This is a genomic window from Streptomyces sp. NPDC047315 (genome assembly GCF_040643215.1).
Lineage (GTDB): Bacteria > Actinomycetota > Actinomycetes > Streptomycetales > Streptomycetaceae > Streptomyces.
On record NZ_JBEYTZ010000054.1, the window covers coordinates 1 to 26,199 of the forward strand.

General features: G+C 72.1%; 20 protein-coding genes. 12 read left to right on the forward strand and 8 right to left on the reverse strand.

Annotated elements, in window-relative coordinates; translation table 11 throughout:
- Positions 1 to 70 precede the first annotated feature (70 nt).
- The gene (locus tag ABZ842_RS36380) at positions 71 to 862 is read left to right on the forward strand and encodes an ABC transporter permease (RefSeq protein ID WP_361547249.1); all 792 of its coding nucleotides are present in this window, start codon (positions 71 to 73) and stop codon (positions 860 to 862) included.
- On the opposite strand, the gene ABZ842_RS36385 is transcribed toward ABZ842_RS36380, so the two are convergent.
- The 3 genes from ABZ842_RS36385 to ABZ842_RS36395 form a co-directional block, all read right to left on the reverse strand.
- Positions 843 to 3,947, reverse strand: a complete 3,105-nt coding sequence (locus ABZ842_RS36385) for a BTAD domain-containing putative transcriptional regulator (RefSeq protein WP_361547252.1) — start codon at positions 3,945 to 3,947, stop codon at positions 843 to 845. The genes ABZ842_RS36380 and ABZ842_RS36385 overlap by 20 nt on opposite strands.
- 644 nt (positions 3,948 to 4,591) lie before the next feature.
- Entirely contained in the window at positions 4,592 to 6,247 is a 1,656-nt protein-coding gene (locus tag ABZ842_RS36390) for a DUF6297 family protein (RefSeq protein WP_361547255.1), read from the reverse strand.
- The gene (locus ABZ842_RS36395; protein ID WP_361547258.1) at positions 6,240 to 6,902 is read right to left on the reverse strand and encodes an ABC transporter ATP-binding protein; all 663 of its coding nucleotides are present in this window, start codon (positions 6,900 to 6,902) and stop codon (positions 6,240 to 6,242) included. Before ABZ842_RS36395 ends, ABZ842_RS36390 begins: the two co-directional genes overlap by 8 nt.
- Positions 6,903 to 7,477: 575 nt before the next feature.
- Here ABZ842_RS36395 and ABZ842_RS36400 point away from each other — a divergent pair.
- The 10 genes from ABZ842_RS36400 to ABZ842_RS36445 all read left to right on the forward strand — a co-directional run bounded on the left by ABZ842_RS36400 (position 7,478) and on the right by ABZ842_RS36445 (position 19,104).
- A complete protein-coding gene (locus tag ABZ842_RS36400; RefSeq protein ID WP_361547261.1) occupies positions 7,478 to 8,644 on the forward strand; it encodes a S8 family peptidase in 1,167 nt (388 codons plus the stop codon).
- 225 nt (positions 8,645 to 8,869) lie between these two features.
- Positions 8,870 to 9,385: a lytic polysaccharide monooxygenase auxiliary activity family 9 protein gene (locus ABZ842_RS36405; protein ID WP_361547264.1), complete on the forward strand. Its 516-nt coding sequence runs from the start codon at positions 8,870 to 8,872 to the stop codon at positions 9,383 to 9,385.
- A 241-nt stretch (positions 9,386 to 9,626) separates the two neighbouring features.
- On the forward strand, positions 9,627 to 9,836 hold the full coding sequence (locus ABZ842_RS36410; protein WP_361547319.1) for a ferredoxin: 210 nt from the start codon (positions 9,627 to 9,629) through the stop codon (positions 9,834 to 9,836).
- Positions 9,829 to 11,205: an FAD-dependent oxidoreductase gene (locus ABZ842_RS36415; RefSeq protein ID WP_361547267.1), complete on the forward strand. Its 1,377-nt coding sequence runs from the start codon at positions 9,829 to 9,831 to the stop codon at positions 11,203 to 11,205. The genes ABZ842_RS36410 and ABZ842_RS36415 overlap by 8 nt, the downstream gene beginning before the upstream one ends.
- A gap of 26 nt (positions 11,206 to 11,231) precedes the next feature.
- Positions 11,232 to 12,470, forward strand: a complete 1,239-nt coding sequence (locus ABZ842_RS36420; RefSeq protein ID WP_361547270.1) for a cytochrome P450 — start codon at positions 11,232 to 11,234, stop codon at positions 12,468 to 12,470.
- 49 nt (positions 12,471 to 12,519) lie between these two features.
- Positions 12,520 to 14,055 (forward strand): SDR family oxidoreductase, encoded by a 1,536-nt coding sequence (locus ABZ842_RS36425; RefSeq protein WP_361547272.1) that lies wholly within the window; start codon positions 12,520 to 12,522, stop codon positions 14,053 to 14,055.
- Between the two features lie 85 nt (positions 14,056 to 14,140).
- On the forward strand, positions 14,141 to 15,370 hold the full coding sequence (locus ABZ842_RS36430; RefSeq protein WP_361547275.1) for a S8 family peptidase: 1,230 nt from the start codon (positions 14,141 to 14,143) through the stop codon (positions 15,368 to 15,370).
- 304 nt (positions 15,371 to 15,674) lie between these two features.
- Complete coding sequence (locus tag ABZ842_RS36435; protein WP_361547278.1) at positions 15,675 to 16,190, forward strand: hypothetical protein; 516 nt, start codon at positions 15,675 to 15,677, stop codon at positions 16,188 to 16,190.
- Positions 16,191 to 18,473 carry a DUF6571 family protein gene (locus ABZ842_RS36440; protein ID WP_361547281.1) on the forward strand — a complete coding sequence of 761 codons (2,283 nt, stop codon included), beginning with the start codon at positions 16,191 to 16,193 and terminating at the stop codon, positions 18,471 to 18,473.
- Positions 18,474 to 18,477: 4 nt separating this feature from the next.
- Positions 18,478 to 19,104 carry a hypothetical protein gene (locus ABZ842_RS36445; protein ID WP_361547284.1) on the forward strand — a complete coding sequence of 209 codons (627 nt, stop codon included), beginning with the start codon at positions 18,478 to 18,480 and terminating at the stop codon, positions 19,102 to 19,104.
- A 54-nt stretch (positions 19,105 to 19,158) separates the two neighbouring features.
- On the opposite strand, the gene murJ is transcribed toward ABZ842_RS36445, so the two are convergent.
- On the reverse strand, positions 19,159 to 21,063 hold the full coding sequence (murJ, locus tag ABZ842_RS36450; RefSeq protein WP_361547286.1) for a murein biosynthesis integral membrane protein MurJ: 1,905 nt from the start codon (positions 21,061 to 21,063) through the stop codon (positions 19,159 to 19,161).
- 278 nt (positions 21,064 to 21,341) lie between these two features.
- On the opposite strand from murJ, the gene ABZ842_RS36455 reads away from it, so the two are divergent.
- Positions 21,342 to 22,547, forward strand: a complete 1,206-nt coding sequence (locus ABZ842_RS36455) for an Ig-like domain-containing protein (protein WP_361547321.1) — start codon at positions 21,342 to 21,344, stop codon at positions 22,545 to 22,547.
- A gap of 32 nt (positions 22,548 to 22,579) precedes the next feature.
- On the opposite strand, the gene menC is transcribed toward ABZ842_RS36455, so the two are convergent.
- The 4 genes from menC to ABZ842_RS36475 all read right to left on the reverse strand — a co-directional run bounded on the left by menC (position 22,580) and on the right by ABZ842_RS36475 (position 26,172).
- Positions 22,580 to 23,680 carry an o-succinylbenzoate synthase gene (menC, locus tag ABZ842_RS36460; RefSeq protein ID WP_361547289.1) on the reverse strand — a complete coding sequence of 367 codons (1,101 nt, stop codon included), beginning with the start codon at positions 23,678 to 23,680 and terminating at the stop codon, positions 22,580 to 22,582.
- 47 nt (positions 23,681 to 23,727) lie between these two features.
- Positions 23,728 to 24,564 (reverse strand): GNAT family N-acetyltransferase, encoded by an 837-nt coding sequence (locus tag ABZ842_RS36465; protein WP_361547292.1) that lies wholly within the window; start codon positions 24,562 to 24,564, stop codon positions 23,728 to 23,730.
- Entirely contained in the window at positions 24,561 to 25,601 is a 1,041-nt protein-coding gene (locus ABZ842_RS36470) for a membrane dipeptidase (protein ID WP_361547295.1), read from the reverse strand. Before ABZ842_RS36470 ends, ABZ842_RS36465 begins: the two co-directional genes overlap by 4 nt.
- 235 nt (positions 25,602 to 25,836) lie before the next feature.
- Positions 25,837 to 26,172 carry a tetratricopeptide repeat protein gene (locus ABZ842_RS36475; RefSeq protein WP_361547298.1) on the reverse strand — a complete coding sequence of 112 codons (336 nt, stop codon included), beginning with the start codon at positions 26,170 to 26,172 and terminating at the stop codon, positions 25,837 to 25,839.
- Positions 26,173 to 26,199 lie beyond the last annotated feature (27 nt).

A 26,199-nucleotide genomic window follows, 5' to 3' on the forward strand; every position in this document is an offset into this window, starting at 1 on the left:
TCTTCGCCCTCACCACCAACACCCACCCCACCCAAGCCGGTCAGCAGAACCAGCCGAAGGAGACCACCCGATGAGCACCCTCACCCACGCCGTACACGACTCAACCACCATGCTCCGCCGCAACCTGCTCCACGTCCGCCGCTACCCGGCGCTGACCTTGAACGTCGTCCTGATGCCGATCGTCCTGCTGCTGCTCTTCGTCTACGTCTTCGGCGACACGATGAGCGCCGGCATGGCGGGCGGCGGCGCCGACCGCTCCGAATACCTCGGTTACCTCGTCCCCGGCATCCTCGTGATGACGCTGGGCACCACCTTGGTCGGGACCTCGGTGTCCGTCGCCGACGACATGACCGAAGGCATCGTCGCCCGCTTCCGCACCATGGCCATCCACCGCGGATCCGTACTGATCGGACACGTCGTCGGCAGCGTGGTGAAGGCCGTGACGAGCGTGACCGTCGTCGGCGCGATCGCCGTGGCCATCGGCTTCCGCGCCACCCGCGCCACCGTCGTGGAGTGGCTGGCGGCCTACGTGCTGCTCGCGCTGGTCGCCCTGGCGCTGACGTGGCTGGCGATCGCGGTCGGCATGGTCAGCCGGAACGGCGAGGCGGCCGGCAACAACGCGGTGCCGCTGGTCATCCTGCCGTTCGTGTCGAGCGCCTTCGTCCCCGTGGACGCGATGCCGGGCTGGTTCCGGCCGATCGCCGAGTACCAGCCCTTCACCCCGGCCATCGAGACCCTGCGCGGACTGCTGCTCGGCACCGAGATCGGCCACAACGGATGGCTGGCCGTGGCCTGGTGCATCGGGCTGGCGGTGCTCGGCTACCTCTGGTCCACGTCGCTCTTCAACCGCGACCCGAGGTGAACTCCCGGGCCGCCGCCCGCAACGCGTGACGCCCCAGGGTGGCGTACGTCGACACCGCGTCGGCGTACGCCGCCCCGTCGGCGTCCTCGGCCGCCCGCCGCGCGCGGGCCGCCGACATCGTCGGCTGGAACTCCCGCAGCACCCGCAGCCGTTCGGCCAGCGCGACCGCCCGTGCGCCACCTGCGTCACCGGTCCTCAGCCGGGCCACGCCGAGTGCGTGCAGCACCGTGCCGATCACCGGGAGCTCCCCGGGCACCGGGGACGGACCGGTCAGCAGCGCGTCGAGCTGCGTCCGCAGCCCGTCGACGACCTGCCCGACGAGGTCGAGCCGCGCGGCGTACGCATGCGCCGTCACCGCCACGGACCGGACCTGGAGCGCCCACGGATCCAGCCGGTGGTCGCCACCGCCACCGCCACCGCCGCCGGCCGCGGCGGCTCCGGCGAACTGCTCCACCGCGCGGCGCCACAACGCGAGACCGTCCTCCGTACGCCCACGGGCGAGCGCCAGTTCGGCCCGCCCGCCGAGGTCGGGGGAGCCGTCGTCCTCCGCCGACACCAGCCATCGCTCGGCCTCGTCCAACGCGCCGCGCTGCAGACAGGCGAGCGCGAGGCCCCTGCGGATGCCGATGGCGTCGTGCTCGTCGCCGAGCCGCGGCAGCGCCGCGAGCGCCGCCTTGAGATGCCCGTACGCCTCCTCGCCCCGCTCCGCGTGCAGACACATGTCACCCAGCCTGGCGTACCCCATGACCTGCACGGACGGGTGCGGAACCGACGCCAGTGCGGTCGTCATCCGATGGGCCGACGCGAGGGCGCGCTCGACGTCGTGCGCGTCCTCCCACACATGGCTGGCGACGTACTCGGCGACCCCGGCGACCAGCGGCTGATCGCTGGCGCAGAGCCCCCGCAGCACGTCGTGGGCGGGCGGCACCATCTCGGGCACCGCGCCGAGCACGACGGCGGTGGCGCGCAGCAGCGTGTCCGGCGGCGCCGGGGGCAGCCGGCGCAGGACGACCAGTTGGCGTACGGCTCCGGCGTGCGGCCGGTAGCCCATGAGCAGGCTCGCCGCACACAGCACCGCGGCGGCGCGGGCGACGTCGACGTACCCGGGACCGGGGCGGTAGTGCGACAGCGGCCGTCCGGTGTCAGCGGCGAGGGCGGCGAGCCTGGGGTGGTTGGAGTCGGTGGTCCACAGGGCCGCGAGGACCGCGGTGACGGCGGCGGTGGTGGGACCGTCCGCACGGGCCAGGGCGTGCCGCAGGGCCGTGACGAGGTTGTCCTTCTCGGCCCCGATCCGCGCCCAGGCGGCCAGCGGGTCCGGGCCGAAGAGCACGTCGTGGTGCGCGACGCCGAAGTCCCGCGCCCAGTCCAGGAACCGGACCACCGCCGTCTCGTCCCCGCCCGCTTCCGCGCGGCGGACCGCACTGAACTCCCGGACGGTCTGCGACATCCGAAACCGTACGCCGGCCGGGCCGTCGGCGACGGTGAGCAGGGACTGCCCGGCCAACTGCTCCACCAGGGACAGCGCGTGCCCACCGAACACGTGCTCCGCGGCATCGGCGCAGAAGCCGCCCGGGAAGACGGACAGCGTGCGCAGCGCCGCGCGGGCGTCCGGCGAGAGCAGGTGCCAGCTCCACTCCACCACCGCGTGCAACGTGCGGTGGCGCGCCGGTGCGTCCCGCGCCCCGCCGCGCAGCAGGGCGAACCGGTCGCCGATGCGGCGGGCTATCTCCGGGACCGACAGCACCCGCACCCGGGCCGCCGCCAACTCCACGGCGAGCGGCAGCCCGTCGAGGTGCCGGCACACCTCGGCCACGGCGTCCGGCGGCAGCGCCACCTGGGGCCGGGCGGCCCGCGCGCGCTGGGCGAACAGCTCCGCCGCCGTGCCGGGGGCGAGCTGCGGCAGTGCGTACACCGCCTCCGACGTGAGGCCCAACGGAGCGCGGCTGGTGGTCAGCACCCGTAGGTCCTCGACGGCGGAGAGCACGGTGCGTACGAGCTCGGCGGCGCCCCGGACCACGTGCTCGCAGTTGTCCAGCACCAGTAGCACGGACCCCGAGCGGAGCGCGCGGAGGATCGCGGGCACCGGGTCGGCCGGGGCGGCGGCGCCGGACGCGCCGAGCGCGGTGGCCACCTCCGCGGCCACGTCCTCGTCCGCGGTGACGCCGGCGAGCGGCACGCAACACACCAGGTGTTGCCCGGCCCGGCGACCGACGGCGTGCGCGAGCCGCGTCTTGCCGATGCCACCGGGACCGAGGACCGTGACGGCGCGCGCCGTGCCCAGCAGCCGTTCCACGGCCGCGACGTCCGCCTCCCGCCCCAGCAGCGGATTCGGCTCGTGCGGTACGCCGTACCGGCCCACCGGCGCCGTGCCGCGCAGCAACTCCTGTTGGACGGCTCCGAGCGCGGCGCCCGGGTCCGTACCGAGTGCGTCGCGCAGTTCGCGCCGGTAGCTCTCGAAGCGGGTCAGCGCGGCCGACGGGCCCGCCGTCGCGGCCTCGCAGCGCAGGAGTTCGCCGAGCACCTCCTCGTCGCGCGGACGCTCCGCCGCGGCCAGGGCCAACGGTCCTAGGGCCTGTGCGTGCCGTCCCAGCCGGGCGAGCGCGAGCGCCCGAGCCCGGGCGAGTTCGCCGCGGACGGGCGCGCGTTCGGCGCGCAGCTCGGCGACCGGGTCGCCGGTGCCGCCCGCCCCGTCGGGGGCGTCCGGCCACAGCGCGAGCCCTGCTTCGGCCGCGGCCAACGAAGCCGCGTGGTCCCCGCCCCTGGCCCGGTCGGCGCTCGCGGCTGCGTGCAGCAGCAGCGCTGAGCTGTCGACCTGCTCCTCGGCGAGCGCCAGCCGGTAGCCGGTCGGGGTGGTCACCAGGACGTCGGGGCCGAGCAGCGCCCGCGCCCGGGACACGAGGACCTGCAACGCCTTCGCCGGCCGTTCGGGCAACTCGTCGGCCCACAGCCCGGCCACGAGCCGGTCAGCGCTGCACCCCCGGCGCACGTCGCCCGCGAGCAGTGCGAGCAGCCCGCGGAGCAGGGGAGCGGTGACCTCCCGCCCGCGATGGGCGACGCTCGACAGCAGAGTCAGATCAATGGCCACCCAAGCAGCCTAAGGGCTGTCCCGTAATCCCTGGCGGGCGCGCGACGACAGCTACGGCACTCCCCCTGTGCCCTGCGGGCACGGTGGGACCCCCACGCCGCGTTGTCGGAATCACCGCATGCATCCAGTGTGCGGTGACCTCTCCGCCCTGTGATGCACCGCATCTGACGCCGCGCCCTGATCCACCAGGGATTACGGGACAACCCTTAGGCCGCGCCCACGAAGTCCCGCGCGTTGGCCGGCCTCTGCGGGTTGTGCGTGGTTGTTCGCACAGTTCCGCCCCTTAAGAACGCGCTAGTCGTGGCCCGCAGACGGACGACGGAGGTCAGCACATCAGGGGCGCGGGGAACTCGCGACAAGCCACCCACTGGCTCGCAGAGGCCAACCAGCCCGCGGGCCTATGGCGGGGGCGCCAGGGGCGCGGGGAACTGCGCGAACAGCCCACCACCGGCCAGTGGAGACCAATGCTCCCGCAGGGAAACGGCGGCCATGTCCAGAGCCGGCGCCCTCCCTCGCGCAGCCAAGGGCACCGCGGGCAGGCGGGACTTACGGACAGGCCCTGGGGCGTGGTGCCCGGGCACCACGAAGTGGCCGGTCTCGACGGCCGGGGCGTACGGGCGGCGTCATCGGAGCGCGCCCGTGGCTCATCCGCCGCTGATGGTCCTGCGCGCCGTTCTGCCGAGCCACCACGCCATCCCCGCCCCGACGGCCAACGGCCACAGCAGCCCCAGGACGCCCAACTCCGCGCCGCGCAGCGGGCCGTCCACGACGGCCAGGGCGCCCAGGGCCACCAGCGGGCCGCGGGCCTGCCACAGCAGCGCTCCGAGCGGCCCCGTGTCGCCGAGCGGCGTCATGGAACCGATCATCAAGTGGACGGGCACGGGACCGCGGTACGCGCTCACAAGCGCGGCGCCGACCAGCGCGGGCACCAGCGCCGGCAGCACCAGCAACCGGTCCGACCAGACGCCCGCGCCCGCGGCTGACCCGGCGCCCGCGGCGAACAGGACGAGCAGCCCCACCGACGGCACCAGGCCGTGCCACAGCGCCAGCACCCGGGCGGGCCAGGGCAGGTGCACCGAGCGCCGGATGTCGTCCGTCTCCAGCCGGGCCGGCTCCACCAACTGCGCCGCCGCCAGGTATCCGGCCGGTAGCGCCATCAGCAGGACCGGAGCGGGAACGTCGTCCAGGCACAGCAGTGCGACGGTCACCGCCGCCCAGACCACGGCCCACACCACCCGGCCGGGCGCCCGCAGCAGCGCGGTCGCGTCCCGCCAGGGGACGAGGAGCCAGCTGCGGCGGGGGAGGGGCAGCCGCATGGTGACGGCGGCCCGGGGGCGCGTGGCGCGTACGGCTGTCCGCGCCTGCCGCAGGTCCAGCGAGTACAGGGACGCCTGGACGCGCAGCGCGGTGCCGGCCTGGGTGCGCAGCACCCGGGTGGGGATCCGGGGGGCCGCAGCGACCCCGATCCGGCCGGCCCCGACCAGGACCAGGGCCGACAGTGCGACCCCCGCCCAGCCGACGGCCGACGGCGGACCGCCGTCCACCATGGCCGTCAGCGGCAACGCGGCCCAGCCCCACGGTCCCGACCAGGGCACGACGTGCTCCGCGACCCACGGGCCGTGCACCAGCGAGACGACGGCGAGGAGCCACAGGAGCGCCACGACCGCCCACGCCGTCAGCCGGATCCACGACCGACGCGCCAACTGCGCCTTCTCGCAGTGGCACTGGACCGCGGTGGCCAGGGACGTCCCGACGAAGCCGACCGTGGCGCCGGCGACCGCTCCCGCACCGGTCGCCGCCCACCAGGAGCCCGCCCCGAGGGCGTACAGCAGGAATCCGCCGACGGCTCCCACGGCGGTCCCGATGGAGGTGTTGGTAACCGCGGCGACGACGAAGCGGGGCAGCAGCAGGGCGCGGCGCAGCACGGGCTGCGGCAGCAGCCACGACAGCGCGGCCCGCTCCAGCAGCACCGGCCCCTGCCACAGCGCCCGCCCGACCATCAGCAGGGTCACGGTGCCCAGTACGGCAGGCAGCGTCGTCGGCAGCGCGGACAGCGCCCGCTCGGCCGCCGCCCCCCGCAGCCGCCCGTCGGCGCCGGCGTCCGCCGCGGCGAACAGCAGCGGCAGCCCCCAGATCACGAACAGCAGGGCCGTGCAGTACAGGGTGTAGGCGATGCTTTTGCGCCGCTCTTCGCGGCGCAGCGAGCGGACCATGCGCAGCCGCGACAGCACCGCGTCGGTGACCCGTCCGGCGTCGGCCTCGTCCAGGGTCTGCACGGGGTGCGTGCCCAGCTCAGTCACCGGACCCACCCGCGACCAGCAGGCCCTCGCCGGACACGGTGTACTCGGCGTCGGCCACGGCGTCCGCCAACTGACGGTTGTGGGTCGCGAGGAGCACGGCGGTCCCCTGTTCCTTCAGGGACTGCAACCGCTCGGCCAGCCGGCCGCGCGCATCCGCGTCGAGCCGCTGTTCCGGCTCGTCGAGCAGGAGGAGTTCAGCGGGCCGGATGAAGGCCTGGGCCAGCGCCAGGAGCTGGGTCTGTCCGGAGGACAACTGGTGCGGCAGCGCGTCGGCGCGCGCCGACAGATGGTGCTCGACCAGCATCTCGTCCACAGCGTCGTCCGCTTCCTTGCCCAGGCCGTGCGCCAGCGCGACGAGCATGAGGTGTTCGCGGACGCTGAGGTCGGGATAGCCCGTGCCGGTGTCCATCACGGCCGCGACGGTGGCGCGCACGGCCCAGTCGTCCTCGTCGACGGCGCTGCCGCGGAGCGTGACGCTCCCCGACACCGGCGCCTCCCGCCCGGCGGCGAGCCGCAGCAGGGTGGACTTCCCGGAGCCGTTCTCGCCGAGCAGGACGACGCACTCGCCGGCGTCGACGCTCAGGCTGACCCCGTTGAGGACCGACTGGCCGTCGTATCCGTGCTGCACGTCCGTGAGCTGCAACAGGGCGCTCATGACGCCGCGCCGGGGAGCGCGCCGGGGCGCTGCGCGTCGTGGCCGTCCGCGGTCAGTTCGTCGTATGCATTCCCCATGGCGAACGAGCCTAGAGGACTTTGCCGTCGTATGGATCAAGGGAGAGCGATCGAACTGGCCGGAAACGAACGGTGTGCGAAGGGCCCGCCGAGCCGGGCACAAAGACATCAGTATCGCTGTTCAGTCATGCTCATTTCAACCATGGTCAATGGGTGGTCGGCGGGGTATGTTGTCGATCGCACTGCGGACACGGAGGTCCGATAAGCGGCGACCCCGCTCCTGAACCACCGTGTCGGGGCACGGCTCTGACATTCCGTCACGAGGGGCGGGCAGTCGGGCCTGACGGTCCTCGCCGCCGTCCCTTCGCCGTCGCTCCTCCTGCCGTGTCGCGCACCATCACCACCGCCGCCGTTGTCGTGCGGCGAGCTGTCCCACCTTCCGCGCCCGAGTCCGGCTCGTTTCGAGGGTTCCCCAAGACCTCTGCGGCCCGGGTGCGTTCCCCCACTTGCCGGCCCGCGGCATCCGCGCGGCCGGACGACGAAAGGTGTCAGCCCTCCATGCGCAGAAACCACCTCGGCGGCATCGCCGCCGGCGCCCTCGGCCTCGCCCTGCCGCTCGCCCTGATCCCCTCCACCGGATCGGCCACCCCCGCGCCCACCCCGCTGGTCGCGGTCGCCGAAGCCCCGGCCGCCAGCGAGATCAAGGGGAAGTACATCGTCACCGTCAAGGCGGGGACAGACGCGGCGGCCGTCGCCAAGGCGCGGTCGATCAACACCGACTACGTGTACGACGAGGTCATCAACGGCTTCGCCGCCTCCCTCACCCCGACGCAGCTCACGGCGCTGCGCGCGGACGCGCGGATCGCGTCGATCGAGGAGGACCAGCAGACCGCCTCGGCCGCGACGCAGAACAACGCACCCTGGGGCCTGGACCGGATAGACCAGCGCACCGGGCGCAACACCACGTACACCTACAACGGCACCGGTGCCGGCGTCACGGCGTACATCATCGACTCCGGGATCTACACCGCGCACCCGGACTTCGGCGGCCGGGCGCGCAACGTCTTCGACGCCTTCGGCGGCAACGGCCAGGACTGCAACGGCCACGGCACGCACGTCGCCGGCACCGTGGGCGGCTCGACCTACGGCGTCGCCAAGGGCGTGCAGTTGCGCGGCGTGAAGGTGCTCAACTGTCAGGGCTCCGGCTCCTTCTCCGCCATCATCGCCGGCTTCGACTGGGTCCGGCAGAACGCGGCGAAGCCCGCGGTCGCCAACGCCTCCCTCGGCGGCGGCTACTCGGCCGCCCTCAACAACGCCGCCACCGCGCTGGCGAACTCCGGCGTCCACACCACGGTCGCGGCGGGCAACAACAACCAGGACGCCTGCAACTACTCCCCGGCCAGCGCACCGAACGCGCTCTCCATCGCCGCGTCGGACTCCGGCGACAACAAGGCCGGCTTCAGCAACTACGGCCGGTGCACCGACCTGTACGGCCCGGGCGTGAACGTCACCTCCACCCGGATGGGCGGCGGCACCACCAGCATGAGCGGCACGTCGATGGCCGCACCGCACGTCGCGGGCGTGGCGGCGCTCTACAAGGCGGCCAACGGCGAGACCGCCAGCACCACGCTGAACAACTGGCTCATCAACAACAGCACGGCCAACGTGATCCGGGGCAACGTCAGCGGCACCCCGAACCGTCTGCTGTTCAAGTCGACCCTGTGAGCGCCTGAGGCGTGATCCATTCGGCCCGATCGGTGACCCGATCGGGCCGATGCAGGTTCAACCTATTGACTGTTCACCATCAATGGGGGGTATGGTCCAGACCAAATGGGCTCGACGACGGCCCTTCCGGGGATCCCCCGGCGGTTGGTGCCCCACGCCCGCCGCCGTCCCGGCAGTCCGTCGTCACCGCCCCGCACGCTCCTCCCCACACTTCAAGGAGCAGACATGCAGCGAAGCAAGAAGTTGGCCGTCGCCATCGGTGCGGGAGTCGCCCCGCTCCTGGCGGTCATGCTGCCGGCCAACACGGCAAGCGCGCACGGGTACATCTCCTCGCCACCGAGCCGCCAGGCGCAGTGCGCAGCCCGCACGGTCCCCTGCGGGGACATCAAGTACGAGCCGCAGAGCGTGGAGGGCCCCAAGGGGCTCCGCAGCTGTAGTGGCGGAAACGGCCGCTTCAGCGAACTCGACGACGACGGCAGGGGTTGGAAGGTCACCGACGTCGGCCGGTCGACCACCTTCAACTGGCGCCTCACCGCACAGCACGCCACCAGCACGTGGCAGTACTACGTCGGCGGACAGAAGGTCGCCGAGTTCAACGACGGCGGCGCACGGCCGGGCGCCACCGTCTCGCACTCGGTGAACTTCGGCGGCGCGAGCGGCAAGCAGAAGGTCCTCGCGGTGTGGAACATCGCCGACACCCCGATGGCCTTCTACGCCTGCATCGACGTCAACATCCGCTGACCGACCTCCGGCCGGTCACGACCGGCCATGGGTAGCAGGCAAGGGACCGCTCCGGGCCCGACGCCCAGCCGTTGCGCCGCACGTCGTGCGCCGCGGCGGGGCGATCGGCGCCCGGAGCGGTCGCGCGTACGGCCATCGGGAGTGCGCTGCATCCGACCTCGGCCGTGCCGAGCGGGGAGGAACGGGGAGGAAACGTATCCTCTTGCCCGTTCACCGCCGAGCCGAGGAGCAGCAGCGCGTGATGCGGATCGTCGTCGACCTCAATCGGTGCCAGGGCTACGCCCAGTGCGTCTTCCTCGCCCCCCGGGTGTTCGAACTGCGCGGCGACGAAGCACTGGGGTACGCCTGCGCACCCGCTCCCGAGGAGTACGAACGCGTCCGCAGGGCCGCTGCCGCCTGCCCGGTGGGCGCCGTGTCCTTCGGAGAGCCCGCAGGGGCCGACGGTGCCTGAGGGCCCGCCGCCGGGCCCTGCGGACGGCCGGATCGTCATCGTCGGCGCGTCACTGGCCGGCCTGCGGGCCGCGGAGGCGCTGCGGGACGCCGGGTTCACCGGGGCGCTCACCCTGATCGGGGACGAGGACCGCGCCCCCTACGACCGGCCGCCACTGACCAAGCAGGTGCTGTCGGGCCGGGTCCCGGCCGTCGACACCGGGCTCCCGCGCCGCCGCCCCGTCGACGCACGCTTCCACCTCGGCGTCCCCGCGTCCGGCCTCGACGTGGCGGCGAAGAAGGTGCTGCTCGCCGATGGCGAGAAGGTGCCGTACGACCGGGTCCTCATCGCCACCGGCACGCGCGCCCGACCCTGGCCCGACGCGGTCGAGGCCCGGCTCGACGGGGTGCTGACGGTCCGCACGGACCAGGACGCCGCCGCACTCGCCGAACGTCTGGACGCCGGCCCCCGCCGGGTGCTGGTGATCGGAGCCGGGTTCACCGGCTCGGAGGTCGCCTCCGCGTGCCGGGCCCGCGGCATCGACACGACGGTGGCCGAACGCGGCCCGGCGCCCCTCGTCGGTGCCCTCGGCGGCCGGCTCGGCTGCTTCGCCGCCGACGTGCAGCGCGCCCACGGCGTCGACCTGCGCTGCGGCGTGACGGTGACCCGGCTCCTGTCTCGACGGGGCCGGCTGACCGGCGCCGAGTTCTCGGACGGGCGGAGCGTCGAGGCGGACGTCGCCGTGGTGTGCCTGGGCGCCGTGCGCAACGTGGAGTGGCTGGCCGGATCCGGCCTCGCCGCCGGCGCGCGCGGCCTGGCCTGCGACGCCGGCTGTCGGGCCTTCGACGTGTACGGCATCGTCACGGACGACGTCTTCGTCGCCGGCGACGTGGCCCGCTTCCCGCACCCGCTGTTCGAGTACCAGATGCTCTCCCTGGAACACTGGGGCAACGCGGTGGCACAGGCCGAGGTCGCGGCGCACAACATGGTCAGCGCCCCGGCCAACCGCCGTCCCCACCTGACCGTGCCCGCTTTCTGGTCCAGCCAGTTCGGGCTGAACATCAAGTCCGTCGGGGTGCCGACCTTCTCCGACCGCGTCGTCTTCGCCCAGGGCTCGCCGGACGAGGGACGCTTCGTCGCGGCCTACGGCTACCGCGGTCGCGTCACCGCGGCCGTCAGCGTCAACCGCGCCAAGTGGCTCGACCACTACCTCGCCCTGATCGAGGCCGGCGCGCCCTTCCCGCCGAGCGGCGCCGCCGACCGGGACCCGGCGGCGGTGCCCCTGCCCTCCGAAGTCCCGGACCCCGCACTGCTCTCCCACGGCCCCACGGTCGCCCTCACCGGCCACGCGCCCGACCGGCGGCTGACGCTGCTGAGCGGCGAGACCTGAGCCCGCCCCACCCCAGGAGCTCCCCGATGCCCGCCCCCGCCGCCGAACCTCCCTCCGCAGCCACGCTCTTCGAGCGGATCACCGACTACGCCAACCGCGCCGACCCCTACCCCCTCTACGCCGAACTGCGCGAGCACAAGGTCGCCGAGCAGCGGGACGGCAGCTACCTCGTCGGCACCTACCACGAGATCAGCGCCCTGCTGCACGACCCCCGCATCAGCTCGGACCTGCGCAAGCGCGCCGAACCCGACCCGCTCGTCGTCGGCCCCGACGCCCGCACGCCCGCCTTCATCAGCCTCGACGACCCCGAGCACGAACGCCTCCGCGGCATCGCCATGCGCCCCTTCGGCCCGCCGCACACCCCCGGGCGCATCGACGCCATGCGCGAGTCGATCACCGACATCGCCCGGGAGCTGATCGCCGGCTTCGGCACCCGGGACCGCATCGACCTCGTCGACGACTTCGCCTACCCGCTCCCCGTCACCGTCATCTGCCGACTGCTCGGCGTGCCCCACGACGACGTGCCGCAGATCCGCGAGTGGACCGACACCATGATCGCCGCGACGGACCCCACGCCCGGCCGGGACGTGGCCGAACAGCGCCGCGCCGCCATGGCCGCCAGGGACGCGATGGCGCAGTACCTCGGAGACCTCGCCGACCGCCGCCGCGGCCACCCCACCGACGACCTGCTCTCGGCGCTCGTCAACGACCACGGCCCCGAGGGCGGTCTGACCCACAAGGAGCTGATGAGCACCGCCGTACTGCTGCTCATCGCGGGGCACGAGACCACCGTCAACCTCATCACCAACGGCATGCTGACCCTGCTGCGCGACCCCGACGCCCTGCGCCGGCTGAAGGACGAGCCCGCACTCGTACCGGCGGCCGTGGAAGAACTGCTGCGGTACGAGCCGCCCGTCCACCTGCTGCCGCAGCGCACCCCGCTGGTGGACGTCGAAGTCGCCGGCGTCACCGTGCCGCACGGCGCGCCGCTGATCCTCGCCCTCGCCGCCGGCAACCGCGACCCGCTGCGCTTCACCGACCCTGACCGGTTCGACCCGACGCGCGCCGACAACCAGCACCTCGGATTCGGCAGCGGGATCCACTCCTGCTACGGCGCGCCCCTCGCCCGCGTCGAGACGCAGATCGCCCTCACAGAACTCCTGCGACACCTGTCCGAGCCGAGCCTGGTGACGGACCCCCCGCCCTACCGGCGCAGCCCCCTGCTGCGCGGCCCCCGGCACCTCGTCGTGGCGCGGCGTACCTGACCCTGGGGACGTACCGCCCGAGCGCCACGGACCCCTGGAGAAGAGCGCCATGAGCACCGCCCCCGCAGAGCCCGACGGCACGCGCCCCCTGCGCTGCCTGGTCACGGGCGCCACCGGATACATCGGCGGACGCCTCGTCCCCGAACTGCTGGCCGCCGGACACCGGGTGCGCTGCCTGGCCCGTACGCCCGAGAAACTGCGCGACCACGCCTGGACGGACCGCGTGGAGGTGGTCCGGGGCGACGTGACCGACCCCGCGTCGGTCGCCGAGGCCATGCGGGACGTCGACGTCGCGTACTACCTGGTGCACGCGCTCGGCACCGGAAGGGACTTCGAGGCCACCGACCGCCGCGCCGCCCGCGTCTTCGGCGAACGGGCGCGCGCCGCGGGCGTCCGGCGCATCGTCTACCTCGGCGGGCTGACCCCGCGAGGCGTCCCCGAGCAGCGCCTCTCGCCCCATCTGCGCTCCCGTGCCGAAGTCGGTCGCATCCTGCTGGACTCGGGCGTCCCCACCACCGTGCTACGGGCCGCGGTCATCATCGGCTCGGGCTCCGCGTCCTTCGAGATGCTGCGCTACCTCACGGAGCGACTGCCCGTCATGGTCACCCCGCGTTGGGTGCGCAACCGCATCCAGCCCGTCGCCGTACGGGACGTGCTGCGGATCCTCGTCGGCAGCGCGAACATGCCGGCCGACGTGAGCCGCGCCTTCGACGTCGGCGGCCCGGAGGTGCTGACCTACCGCGAGATGATGCTGCGGTACGCGGCCGTCGCCGGCCTCCCGCGCCGGCTCGTGCTGCCCGTGCCGGTGCTCACCCCGAGGCTGTCCAGCCTCTGGGTCTCGCTGGTGACCCCGGTGCCGAGTTCCATCGCCCGCCCGCTCACCGAGTCCCTGCGCCACGAAGTGGTCTGCCACGAACGTGACATCACCCGGTACGTGCCGGAGCCGCCCGGACACCCGCTCGACTTCGACACCGCGGTGTCATTGGCCCTGCGTCGGGTGCGCGAAGCGCAGGTGACCACCCGCTGGTCGTCCGCCGCCGTGCCCGGCGCCCCCAGCGACCCGCTGCCCACCGACCCCGACTGGGCCGGCGGCAGCCTCTACACCGACCAGCGCGAGATCGCCGTCGACGTGCCCCGCGAGGCGCTGTGGCGAGTCATCGAGGGGATCGGCGGCGAGAACGGCTGGTACTCCTTCCCCCTCGCCTGGGCCGTGCGGGGCTGGCTGGACCGGCTGGTGGGCGGGGTGGGGCTGCGCCGCGGCCGGCGCGACGCGGCCCGGCTCAGGATCGGCGACTCCCTCGACTTCTGGCGCGTGGAGGAGATCGAGCCCGGGCGGCTGCTGCGGCTGCGCGCGGAGATGCGGCTGCCCGGGCTCGCCTGGCTGGAGATGCGCTGCGAGCCCGGTCCCGACGGCCGGACCCGCTACCGGCAGCGCGCCCTCTTCCTCCCGCACGGACTCCTCGGGCACGCGTACTGGTGGAGCGTCGCGCCCTTCCACGCCGCGGTGTTCGGCGGGATGGCCCGCAACATCACCCGCACCGCCGCCGCCCGGACGCCGAAGCCGCCGATGACTCCGAACGGGTAAACACATCGACATACAATAACGCAACGTGGTGAACCCTCACTCACGGTGATGGACGTACGGGTCCCGGTTTGCTTGGGTCGCAGCCATGTCCACGCAAACGAGGCTTCGTGCCTGTGCCGTGACAGCGGTCGCCCTCATCACCGCCGCCACACCCCTGACCGCCACCGGCTCCGCGTCAGCCGCCCCCGAGCCGGGGCCGTCCCTCAGCACGGGAGCCACCCGTTCCGAGCCCGCGCCGCTGCGCCGGGCCACCGCCCCGATCCCGGGGCAGTACATCGTCACCCTGAAGAAGGGGGCGAGCCCGGAGTCCGCCGTCGAGGAAGCGGTCCCCGCGGTGAAGCCGTTCTTCACCTACTCCTCGGCGCTGAACGGCTTCGCCGCCAAGCTCACGCCCGCCGAGTTGGCCGCGGTGCGCGCGCTGCCCGCCGTCGAAGCGGTCGAGGAGGACGGCACCGCCACCGGAGGGCCCGTCGCCGCGACGGAGCCCCTGTACCACGCGTACAGCTGGGGGCTGGACCGCATCGACCAGCCGTACCTGCCGCTGAACCAGGAGTTCGGCGTGAACGGCAGCGGCGTCGGCGCCACCGCGTACATCATCGACTCCGGCATCGACTACGAGCACCCCGAGTTCGGCGGGCGGGCCGTCTTCGGCTTCGACGCCATCGGCGACGGGCAGGCCGGCGCCGACTGTGCAGGTCACGGCACCCACGTCGCCGGCACGGTCGGCGGCGCCACCTTCGGCGTCGCGCGCCAGGCCCGCCTGGTCAGCGTGCGCGTGCTGGGCTGCAACAACCGCGGCGCGTGGTCCGGCATCATCGCCGGCTTCGACTGGGTGGCGCGCAACGCCCGCCAGCCCGCCGTCGTCAACGCGTCCCTGGGCGGCGGTCGCAACCAGGCCGTCAACGACGCCGCGGCCAACGTCGCAGGCCAGGGCGTCCTCCCCGTCGTGGCCGCCGGCAACGACGGCAAGGACGCCTGCGACTACTCGCCCGCCAGCGCCACCGGCGTGCTCACCGTCGGCGCGACCGACCACAACGACGTCGAGACCGACTTCAGCAACTTCGGCCTCTGCCTCGACCTGTACGCACCGGGCAAGGCGATCTTCTCGGCGAAGCTCGGCGGCGGCAGCATCGCCCTCGACGGCACCTCGATGGCCAGCCCGCACGTCGCCGGCGTCGCGCTGCTGTACAAGGCCGCCAACCCCGCGGCAGGCCCGGCACAGGTCCACCAGTGGCTCGTGGAGCAGTCCACCAAGGACATCCTCACGGTGAGCAAGACCTCACCCGACCGACTCCTCTACACCGACGGGATCTGACCGGTTCCCGACCGCTGCGACTCCGCGCCCCGGCCGCCGTACCCACGGCGTCCGGGGCGCCCCCTTTTGGCTGGATTCAGCCGCCTGTGACCCGACACCCATGCAACCTCCCCACTTCCTGCACGTGGTTGTATGAGGAGTTCCGCACCTCGTAGCAGAATGGGCGCGTCTACGGGCCCGGCAGGTCGAGTCCTCGACTCCGGCCGGATCTCGTCGCTGTGCGGCGCGCCGGCGAGGGGCGGGGAGTGGCCGGAACAGGCCCGTCGGCCGTACATCGCACTACCAACGGGGAGGAGATCCCGCCATGGCGTGGGACGAATGGGAGCAGCTGAAGTCGGACGCCGCGGAGCGGCAGTCGACCCAGATGCAGTTGAACCGGGTGCCCGACGAGCCGGGCGACGGCAAGTCGCTGGCCACCAACAGCCAAGGCGACCTCAAGGTCGACCAGCAGCACCTGGCCAAGGTGGGGGACCACGCGTACAAGCTCTACAACCGCCTGTGGAACGAAGGGCGCGTCCACGAGAGGACCACGGACACCGCCGGCACCGACCTCACGACGCAGGGCTTCGAACTGGGCGGCGCCCTGTCCCACGTCAGCATCAAGTGGGCCTCCTCCCTCTCCGACCTGATGGACGCCTGCGCGCACATCTCGAACCACATGGACTTCACGAAGAACGCGCACGCCGGCGACGAAACGTTCATCGAGCGCCGGATGAGCAGCATCACGGCGCTGGAGTCCGGCTTCAACGAGCGCGCCGGCGCTCCCGGCAAGCGCAACGAGGTCTACGGCGAGGACGAGAAGAAGAAGGACGACAAGTAAATGGACTTCGACACTCTCCTGCACGGCAACTTCGGGAAGCTCGACACGGCCGTCTCGGACTGGAACACCCTCGTCAGCAATCTGGAGAAGCTGAACACGGACGCGAACGACGGCCTCAAGAAGACCGCCTTCGGCTCCGACTGGCGGGGCGTGAACTCCGACGTCACGCGCAAGTTCATCAGCAAGACCGTCGGGGAGTTCAAGGACGCCCACACCCAGGCCGACTCCATCCGCAACATCCTCCGAGACACCGCCAGCGAGCTGCGCACCTTCAAGGGCGATCTGACCGAGGCGATATCCAACGCCCAGGCCCGCAACATCTCGGTCCGCCCGGACGGCGCCGGCTTCGTCGTCAGGGCCGTCGACGGCGACGCCGGCAAGGACGTCAAGCAGGGCGACGTCGACGCGGTGCGCGACGAGGTCAAGGCCATCATCGACAAGGCCACCACCAGCGACAGCACCGCGGCCCGGGTGCTGCGCTCGCTCGTCGACCAGGCGGACAAGGGCTTCGGCGACGCCTCCTACAAGGACCGCGACCAGGCCGCGGACGCCGTCAAGACGGCCGAGGACCTCGCCGCGCTGGCGAAGAAGGACCCGAGCAAACTCACCGTCGAGGAGTTCGACCGGCTCAACGCCGGGCTCGCCAAGTACAACGGGGACGACCTCTTCGCCACGACGTTCGCCCAGAAGCTGGGCGCCCAGGGCACCCTCGACTTCTGGGCGAAGCTCAACGACCCGAACGCGCGCGACTTCCCCATGGACGGGAAGAGGCTGGACCAGTACCCCGAGCTGCAGAAGAACCTCGCCCTGACCCTGGCCAACGCCACGCAGAGCGCTTCCCCCGAGATGTCCTCGTGGAAGACGGACATGCTCATCGCGGTGGAGAAGCCCGTGAACGGCTCGAACGGGGTCTCGGGCTACGTGGTGATGAGCAATCTGATGCGGTGGGGCGACTACGACGACGACTTCCTCACCAGCTACGGCTCGGGCATGCTGGCCAAGGAGCAGGAGGGCGTCCGCAACGGCCAGAGCCCCGACCAGATCTGGGGCTACCGCGGCGGCGGCCTGTGGCCGCACATGAACACCACGGGCACCGACTTCGGCTTCGACCCGATGACCGGCTACATGAAGGCCCTGTCCAACAGCCCCGACGCGGCGACGCAGTTCTTCAACTCGGAGTTCATCGACAAGGACGCCGAGGGCAACCCGTACAAGCGCGACACCGACGGCAACGGCAAGAAGGGCCACGTCGACCTCACGAACTTCCAGTACCTCTTCGAGGAGCGGGACTGGATGCGCGAGCAGGACTCCAAGGGCGAGGAGAGCATCTCCGGCAAGAACTACCTGGCCGCAGCCCTGGAGGCCGCGACGACGGGCCACCCGGCCGGCGAACTGCCCACGTCCGAGACCGTGGCCCACTCCCAGGAGCAGGCGGACCTCTACAAGAGCGTCGTCGAGTCGGTGTCGAAGAAGCCCGAACTGCTCACCGACAACGGGTACATGTCGGACAGCTTCGGCCAGATGACGGCGGAGTACATGCCGGACATCAACCGTTCTCTCAGGGCCGGCGACGAGGGGGAAGGCGATCTGTTCATCGCGCCGGGCGCCACCGCGACGCTGGAGGAGAGCGATACCACGCGCTTCCTCTACGCCCTGGGGCGCAACCCGGAAGGCTATGCGGCGGTCACCCTCGGCCAACACAACTACACGGCCAATCTCCTTGAGTACCACGCGGCAAATCCGAACGCATTCATCGAGGGCAACAAGGGACTCGACGCGTCGAAGCACGTCGGCACGGTCATGGGAGAGGTTCAGGGAATCCTGGGAGCCGGTCGAGCCTACGAGTCCGAAGTGCAGGGTGGCGAGCAAGACGCCAAATACAACGCTGCCTTGGACCAGGCCAGCACTTGGGGTGGTGCTCTTGCGGGAACTGGCATCGGCCTTCTCGTGGCACCGACTGCCGGGCCTGGTGCCATTGTGGCGGGCGACCTGGCGGGAACGTTCGCCGGAGAGGCGATCAGCGCCATCACCGATGGCATGAAGAAGGACAGTACGGACGAGACCATCTATCGCAATGGCAAGGAGTGGGACTCGACCCGCGAAGACACTTACGAGTTGTTGGAGCGGGGGGCCGCTGCCGCGGGCCAAGCCGCAGGCGCCCCGAACCAGGAACTGGAGCGCACGATCGCCGGCTCTGCGGAGACCGGGTTCAACAACGCGAAGTCCAACATCAAGGACTACATCGACGGCGAAGCTCGGCCTCGCGAACTGGAAGGGAAGTGACGGGTTGCGTAAGAAGCGCGTGCTCGCCGGTGCGGTTGTTGCAGTAGTTGTCGTGGGTGGGGGTGTCTACTACGTGGCCGGCGGGCCTCCGTTCGGCGAGGACGCAACCGTCAGCGCAGATCAGTTGTGCGAGGAAGTCGGGACGCCGGAAGTGGCGGCTGAGCTGTTGAACAAGACCCTGCCGTTCAGTGACTCGTACTCGGTGGACTCGAACAAAACTGTGCCCCGCGTTGAGGACGACGACGGATACACCACAAGCTGCTTTGTTAACGGAGACGACAACAAGCTGCTGTTCTCCACGGTGAGCGAGATGTGGGGCAACGAGTCGGTGGAAACATGGCGCGAGACCGCCGGCGTCAGCCGGGAGTTCCCGAAGGACCAATCCAGGGACTTCGGGCCGGAGGGCCGGGGGCGAGTGTCTCTCAAGTCCGGGGGAATCCTGATGCCGTGCGTCCCCAAAGAGCAGTCCCCGCAGGGGCAGCGCAATTTGGATGTCTCCGTTCGGTTCCCGCAAGGCACCAGGATCGAGAACGACGACGCGTCACGTGATGCTGTGAAGGACGTGCTGATCGCAGTGGCGAAGCAAAGCCACAAGGACGCCAAGTGTGACCTGCCCTTGGACCTGTCCTGACGCACGACACAGCGGGCTGACGCCCCGGGTCCCCGCCCCGGGGCGTCAGCCCGTTCAGCTACCGCTCGGCCGCCGGCGCAGTCGTCGCATCGCGCCCGAGAGCGCCGCTTGAAGCTCCGTCAGCTTCAGAGGTCGGGCGAGCAGCGCGAAGAGCAGCCCTATGACGGCCGCGCCGGCGACGGCCGCGGCCACCGGGCCCGCAGCGGATGCCGCGCGGGTTGTCAGGTAACCCAGGGCGGTCGCCGGCACCGCCGCCACCAGCAGGCGCAGCAGCGCCGCGGCCGACGCGGAGTGGATCATCGGCTTGTGGCGCCAGGGCCGGGGGCGGCCCGAGTGCTTGCCGCGCACCTCGCCGTGGCGCGGCACGAGCCGGCGCCGCAGCACCAACGCGGTCGCCAGCCAACCCACGGCGAGCGCCACCGAATACGCCCCGGCCATGCCCGTGACCGCCCAGCGCGCCGGCAGCAGCGCGTACGCCACCGCCGCCAGGCCGGCGTTGAGCCCGACGATGACCAAGTTGAGCAGGAAGGGCGTGCGGGTGTCGGAGAGCGCGTAGAACGCACGGGAGAGCACGTACTGGCCGGAGAAGGCGACCAGCCCGGGCGCGAACGCCATGAGGATGCCCGCCATCAGCACCACGTCGTCGGGGTCGGTCTGCCCGTACCCGTACACCACCGTCATCACCGGCTGCGCCAGCGCGAGCAGTGCGCACGCCGCCGGGACGATGAGGGCGCCGCTGGTCCGCAGGGCGTACGACACGTCGCGGCGCACGGAGAGGGGGTCGTCGTCGGCCGCGGCCCGGCTCATCCGCGGCAGCAGCGCCGTGACCAGCGAGACGGTGATGATGCCGTGCGGCACGGCCCACAGGGTGTACGCGTTGTTGTACGCGCTGAAGCCCGCGCCGCCGTCGATGCCCAGCGCCGTCGCCCGCTCGCCGGCCTTCGTCGCCAGCCGGGTGACGACCCAGTACGCGGCCTGGTTGGAGAGCACCAACAGCACCAGCCAGCCCGCCGAGCGCAGGGGTCGGGTCAGTCCGCTGCCGCGCCAGTCGAAGCGGGGGCGCCAGCGGAAGCCGGCCCGGCGCAGCGCGGGGGCGAGCGCCAGTGCCTGCACCGCGATCCCCGCGGTCGTGCCCGCGCCAAGGAGCGTCGTCTCCGCCTCGGTCAGGGCGCCCCCGCCACCCGTCGCCGTCGCCAGGTAGAGGCCGAAGACCGCGATGACCACCACGTTGTTCAGGACCGGAGTCCACATCATGGCGCCGAACCGGCCGCGGGCGTTGAGCACCTGACCGAGGACGGTGAACAGCCCCAGGAAGAAGATCTGCGGCAGGCAGTAGCGGGCGAACGCGACCGTCATCTCGGCCTGTTGGCCGCGGTAGCCGGTGTAGGCCTCGACGATGGCGGGAGCCGCCCACACCGCGACCGCCGTGATCGCCAACAGCGCCACCGCGCAGACGGTCAACAACCGGTCGGTGTACGCGGCTCCGCCGTCCTCGTGCTCCTTGGCCGCGCGCACCAACTCCGGCACGAAGACGGCGTTGAGGGCGCCTCCGACCAGCAGCATGTAGACGATGGTGGGGACGGCGTTCGCCACCGCGTAGCCGTCCGCCGTCATGCCGATGCCGAGCGCAGCGGCGACGACCGAGGCGCGCACGAACCCGGTCGCCCGGGAGACGAGGGAACCGGCCGCCATCACTGCGCCGCTGCGGGCGACCGAGGAGCCGGACCGCGGACCGTCGCCTGCCGCTTCCGCGCCTTCCGCTCCTGCGCCTTCCGCTCCTGCGCGTTCCGTTGCTCCGTCGCCGCGTACTCCGTCGTCCCGTACTCCGTCGTCCCGTACTCCGTCGTCCGGAGCCGAACTGCGCTGCCCCGGCACGTTCGGAGCCGTCGACGGGCCGGACGCGCCGGGCGCCTCCGATGCGGTGTGCGGTCGGCGATCGCGACCAAAGGTCTTTCCCATGTCCCCAGCGTTTCCACGAGACGCCCCCGGCGCCGGACTTGCAACAGAGCAGCCCGTACGAACGATCCACGGGGCGAGTGTGGAGGGTACCGCGCACCGAACGAGTGTCGACGGGCCGCCCGGCGAGCTGCGAATGTGACGGAATGATGTCCGTTTCCCATCAGTGGCTGTTACACAGCTATCACGGCGTTCACCTGCGCTTTTTCGGCATTAGAGTCACGGATGTCCGCACGTTCCGCAGACTTACCGACTTCTGACGGAGGTTTCCGTTGCGCCCGATATCCGCGCGCCCCGTACGTCACCGCTCCGCGCGCCTCGCGGTTGCGGCTGCCGTACTCGCCCCGCTCGCGCTCACCGCCTGTTCCTCGGACGACTCGGCCGCGTCCGACGGCAAGGCGAAGGGGGTCAAGGACGGCGGCAAGCCCGCCACCGTGACGGTGACGCCCAGCGGGCAGGAGGTCAAGCCGGGCGAGTCGGTGCGCGTCACCGCCCAGGGCGGCAGCCTCACCTCGGTGACCGTCACCGACGGCAAGGGCACGGCGCTGACGGGCAAGTTGTCGGAGCGGAACACGGTGTGGACCTCGGACCGCAAGGCGGCGCCCGGCAGCACGTACCAGGTGACCGCGGAGACGAAGACCGAGGGCGGCACGGCGGGCACCCAGAAGGCGTCGTTCAGCACGGTCAAGGCGGACAAGGTCAACAAGGTCAACTGGTGGCCGGGGGACAAGACCACCGTGGGCGTCGGCCAGCCGATCTCCCTCGTCTTCGACGAACCCGTCAAGAACAAGGCCGAGGTGGAGAAGCAGCTCAAGGTCACCACCTCGAACGACACCGAGGGCTCCTGGGGCTGGATCAAGGACTGGACCGGCAAGGACCGGGTTGACTGGCGGCCCAAGGAGTACTGGAAGCCCGGCACCAAGGTGACCGTGAAGGCGGAGCTGAACGGCGTCGACTCCGGCCCCAAGGGCGGCTGGTTCGTCCGTGACTACCCCATCTCCTTCACCATCGGCGCGCAGCAGGTGGTCAAGGTCGACCTCGACAACAAGAAGCTGACCCTGGAGCGCGACGGCAAGCAGGTCCGCACCATCCCGGTCTCCGGCGGCACGCCCGGCGGCGAGAAGCGCTCCTGGCGGGGCACCACGGTGCTCATGTCCAAGGAGGGCACCATCAACATGAACTCCGAGACCGTCGGACTCGGCGACGCGTACAACAAGATGGTCGACTACTCGATGCGGCTGACCTGGTCCGGGATGTACGCGCACGCCGCGCCCTGGAACGCCTCGTACTTCGGCCGCGCGAACAAGAGCTCCGGCTGCATAGGCATGAGCACCTCCGAGGCGTCCTCCTTCTACAAGCAGGTCCAGGTCGGCGATCCCTTCGTGATCACGGGCAAGGACACCAAGGGCGTGCCCGACCTGGGCAACGGGTTCAGCAACTGGAACCTGTCGTGGGAGGAGTGGCAGAAGCTCAGCGCCGCACGCTGAACCGGAGCCCGAACGGTCGGGCCGAGCGCTGGCTAGCGGGCGATCCACTCCGTGGAGCTGGTGACGTCCTCCAGGACGTCGGGCAGCGGATCGACCCCGATTCCCGGGCCGCTCGGCACCGTCAGGTGCCCGTCCGACAGGACGAACGGCGCGGTGAGGTCCGTGGCGTAGTAGCGGTCGGAAGCCGAGGTGTCGCCGGGCAGCGTGAACCCGGGCAGGGCGGCGAGCGCCAGGTTCGCCGCCCGGCCGATGCCCGTCTCCAACATGCCGCCGCACCACACCGCGACCCCGTGCGCCCGGCACAGGTCGTGGATGCGGCGGGCCTCCAGGTAGCCGCCCACCCGGCCGGGCTTGATGTTGACGACGGAACAGGACCCCAGCGAGATCGCCGCCGCGGCGTGCTCCGCCGAGTCGATCGACTCGTCCAGGCACACCGGGGTGGCGATCCGCCGCGCCAGGTCGGCGTGTTGCACCAGGTCGTCGTCGGCGAGCGGCTGCTCGATCAGCAGCAGTCCGAAGTCGTCGAGGCGGCGCAGGTGGTGGGCGTCGGCGAGGGTGTAGGCCGCGTTCGCGTCGACCTGGAGGAGGAGGTCGTCGCCGAAGCGTTCGCGGACGGCCCGCACGGGCGCCACGTCCCAGCCGGGCTCGATCTTCAGCTTGATGCGCAGATACCCCTGCGCCAGGAACTCCTCCACCACATCGAGCAGTTCGCCGACGGAGTCCGAGATCCCCACGGACACCCCGCTCGGCACCCGGTCCTGCACCGCGCCGAGGAACGCGCCGAACGACTCGCCGCCCGCCCGCGTCTGCGCGTCGAGCAACGCGGCTTCCAGGGCAGCCTTCGCCATGCGGTGCCCCTTGAACGGTGCCAGCAGACGCCCCACCGTCCGCGCGTCCACGTCGTCGGGCAGCGCCGGCACGAGGAAGCGCCGCAGCACGTCGGCGGCGCCGTCGACGTACTCGGAGTTGTACCGCGGCTCGTTCATGGCGACGCACTCGGCCCAGCCTTCGGCGTACGGCGTGACGACGCGCACCAGCAGGACGTCACGGGAGTGCTCGACCCCGAAGGACGTACGGAACGGCGTCTTCAGCGGCATGGTGACACGGCGGAGTTCGATGCCCTCGATCTTCATGCTGGACTCCTCGGATTCGGATCGTTCCGGATCGCCTGCGGGCCGGATCAGGTGCGGTCCGCACGCGGTTCGGCCGGATCAGGCACGGGCGAGGTGGGGCGGGTGACCAGGTAGCCGCGGCGGTCGTGGAAGCCCGACACCCGCGCGCCGTCGGCCAACAGCCCGCCCAGCACCTCCCGCAGCGCGTACCGCCAGGACCTCGCCGCGGCCCGGTCCGTACGACGCAGGGCCTCGACGTCCGGTGGCAGTTCGACCAGCACCGTCCGCGCGTCCGTGGTGCGGAGCACCGGGCGGCCGTCGTCTCCCGCGGCCAGCAGCCGCTCGGGCGCGTCGTCGGACGGCCGCTGCGCGGCGCCCGACGGCGCGGCGTCCAGCCGCCACAGGGCGAGGGCCCGGTCGGACTCGTCGCCGTCGTTCACGGAGTCCTGCATCACGCCGTAGAACGCCGGGTGGTACTCGACGAGGGACGCCCCCAGCTTCACCAGGTTGAAGTACGCGTTGCGACGCACCAGGGGATCGAAGGTCCAGGTGATGCGGGTGAGCCCGCGCCGGAGGGCCCACGTCCGCTGGTGGTGCTTGAGGGCGAGCCCGCACCCGCCGCCGGGCTCGGTCGTGCCCGTGACGTGGGAGTGCAGCGCACGGCCCGGCGGCGCGGCGAGGAAGCCGACGGACGCGCCGATCAGCCGCGGGCCGCCGAAGGCCCCCGCCACGTAGTTGCCCGAGTGGGCGAGCGCGCGCAACAGCTCCACGTTGATCGGTCCGCCGGCGGGCCCGGGCCGCCAGATCGCGTCGAAGAGCCGTACGGCGGCCTCCAGGTCGTCGACGGCGTGCAGCTCCCGCACCTCGACCGCGCCCGACGCCGCGCCACCGTCCCGCGCACTCACCGTCCGCGCCCCAACTCCGCGCGGAACAGACGGTGCACGTTGCCGCCGAGGATCGCCCGCACGTCGTCCGGGCGGTGCCCGCGGGCGACCAACTCGGCCGTGACCAAAGGCAGACCGGCCGGGCCCGCGAGCCCGGGCAGGGTGGCCGTCGGATCGGGGCCGCCGGGCACCCCGAAGTCCTCGCAGCACGGGGGAGTGATGTCGGTGAGCACCTCGCGTACGAAGTCGGGCCCGAGGCCGACGTGCGCCGTCCCGGCCACGGACGCCATGTGCTCGACGTGGTCCACCAGCCGGGCCACCGTGTACTCGGCCGGGTCCTCGGAGAGGAACGCGGGCAGGAAGTTCACGCAGACGACCCCGCCGGTGGCCGCGACGCCCCGCACCTGCTCGTCGGTGAGGTTGCGGTGGTGGTCGCGCAGGGCGCGCGCCGAGGAGTGCGTGGCCATGACGGGCCGGGTCGCGACCTCCAGCACGTGGGCGACGCCCGACGCGCCGAGGTGGGAGACGTCGAAGAGCACCCCGAGGCGCTCCATCTCGGCGAGGGCCCGCACCCCGGCCTCGGTCAGTCGGGAGCCGGTGGCGTCCTCGCCGCTGCCGTCCGCCAACGAGGTCCGGCCCCAGTGCGCGATCGACGCGATCCGGACGCCGAGGCGGTGCACCGTGCCGAACAGCTCGACGTCGGCGTCGATGCCCGGCGCGCTCTCCAACGCGAGGACGAGCGCGACCTTCGACGCGGCGAGGGCGGCGTCGATCTCGTCGCCGTCACGGCACAGGGCCACGGCGTCCGCGTTGCCCTCCGCCAGCACGTGCGCGCACTCGATCATGCGCAACGTCTCGCGCAGGGCCCCCTCGGGCCGGTACCGGGAATCGATGAACACGGGCAGGACCTGGATGTCCACGCCGCCGGCCTGCAACTGGGGCAGCCAGCGCTCGCGGAAGAACTCCGCCCACCGGGCCGGGGGACGGGCGGCCACCGCCATCAGCAGGTCGTTGTGGGTGTCGGCGACGACGGCGTCGCGGTCGATGTCTACGGTCACGTCGGTGCCCTCCGATGCGCTCCGGTCGCCGCGCTGCAGTGCGGCGGGTCCGACGCTACGCCGCGTTGCCGGCGCACGGCCCCCCTCGGGAACGAACGGTGCACCCGCGGCGCCCCACGGCGTGAGCACCCGGGCGCACCGCATGCCGGCGCGGCAGGCACGCGGACGCCGCACCGAAGGCGTCGGCCATCGGTACGGCGTCCGTTCCGTCATTCGCCCCGGCGCGGGGCCGGGCTCACTCCCCGCTCATCACCGCGGCGATCCGCAGGTGCGGCGCGGCCTCCGCCGAGCGCCCCTGGCGCTCCAGCGTGCGGCCGAGCATCAGGTGCGCGTAGGACTCGACGGGGTCGAGCTCCAGCACGCCCCGCAGCTCGCTCTCGGCCCGGCCGAGCTGAGCGGAGTGGTAGTAGGCCCGGGCGAGCAGCAGCCGCTGCGCCACCTGCCCCGGCGCCTCCTCGACGAGTCCGCGCAGGATGCGGGCGGCCGTCAGGTACTCCTTGGCGTCGAAGAACAACTGCGCACGGTCCCAACGCTCGGCGGCGGTGCCGAACTCGTAGTACGTCTCGCTCACTGGTCCTCCTTCGCTCGGGTCGACCCC

Bases quoted from the DNA above. Each gene is read 5' to 3' on its own strand.
- ABZ842_RS36380 (WP_361547249.1), top strand. From the start codon at position 71: ATGAGCACCCTCACCCACGCCGTACACGACTCAACCACCATGCTCCGC.
- ABZ842_RS36395 (WP_361547258.1), bottom strand. From the start codon at position 6,902: ATGAGCGCCCTGTTGCAGCTCACGGACGTGCAGCACGGATACGACGGC.
- ABZ842_RS36400 (WP_361547261.1), top strand. From the start codon at position 7,478: ATGCGCAGAAACCACCTCGGCGGCATCGCCGCCGGCGCCCTCGGCCTC.
- ABZ842_RS36405 (WP_361547264.1), top strand. From the start codon at position 8,870: ATGCAGCGAAGCAAGAAGTTGGCCGTCGCCATCGGTGCGGGAGTCGCC.
- ABZ842_RS36410 (WP_361547319.1), top strand. From the start codon at position 9,627: ATGCGGATCGTCGTCGACCTCAATCGGTGCCAGGGCTACGCCCAGTGC.
- ABZ842_RS36420 (WP_361547270.1), top strand. From the start codon at position 11,232: ATGCCCGCCCCCGCCGCCGAACCTCCCTCCGCAGCCACGCTCTTCGAG.
- ABZ842_RS36425 (WP_361547272.1), top strand. From the start codon at position 12,520: ATGAGCACCGCCCCCGCAGAGCCCGACGGCACGCGCCCCCTGCGCTGC.
- ABZ842_RS36430 (WP_361547275.1), top strand. From the start codon at position 14,141: ATGTCCACGCAAACGAGGCTTCGTGCCTGTGCCGTGACAGCGGTCGCC.
- ABZ842_RS36435 (WP_361547278.1), top strand. From the start codon at position 15,675: ATGGCGTGGGACGAATGGGAGCAGCTGAAGTCGGACGCCGCGGAGCGG.
- ABZ842_RS36440 (WP_361547281.1), top strand. From the start codon at position 16,191: ATGGACTTCGACACTCTCCTGCACGGCAACTTCGGGAAGCTCGACACG.
- murJ (WP_361547286.1), bottom strand. From the start codon at position 21,063: ATGGGAAAGACCTTTGGTCGCGATCGCCGACCGCACACCGCATCGGAG.
- menC (WP_361547289.1), bottom strand. From the start codon at position 23,680: ATGAAGATCGAGGGCATCGAACTCCGCCGTGTCACCATGCCGCTGAAG.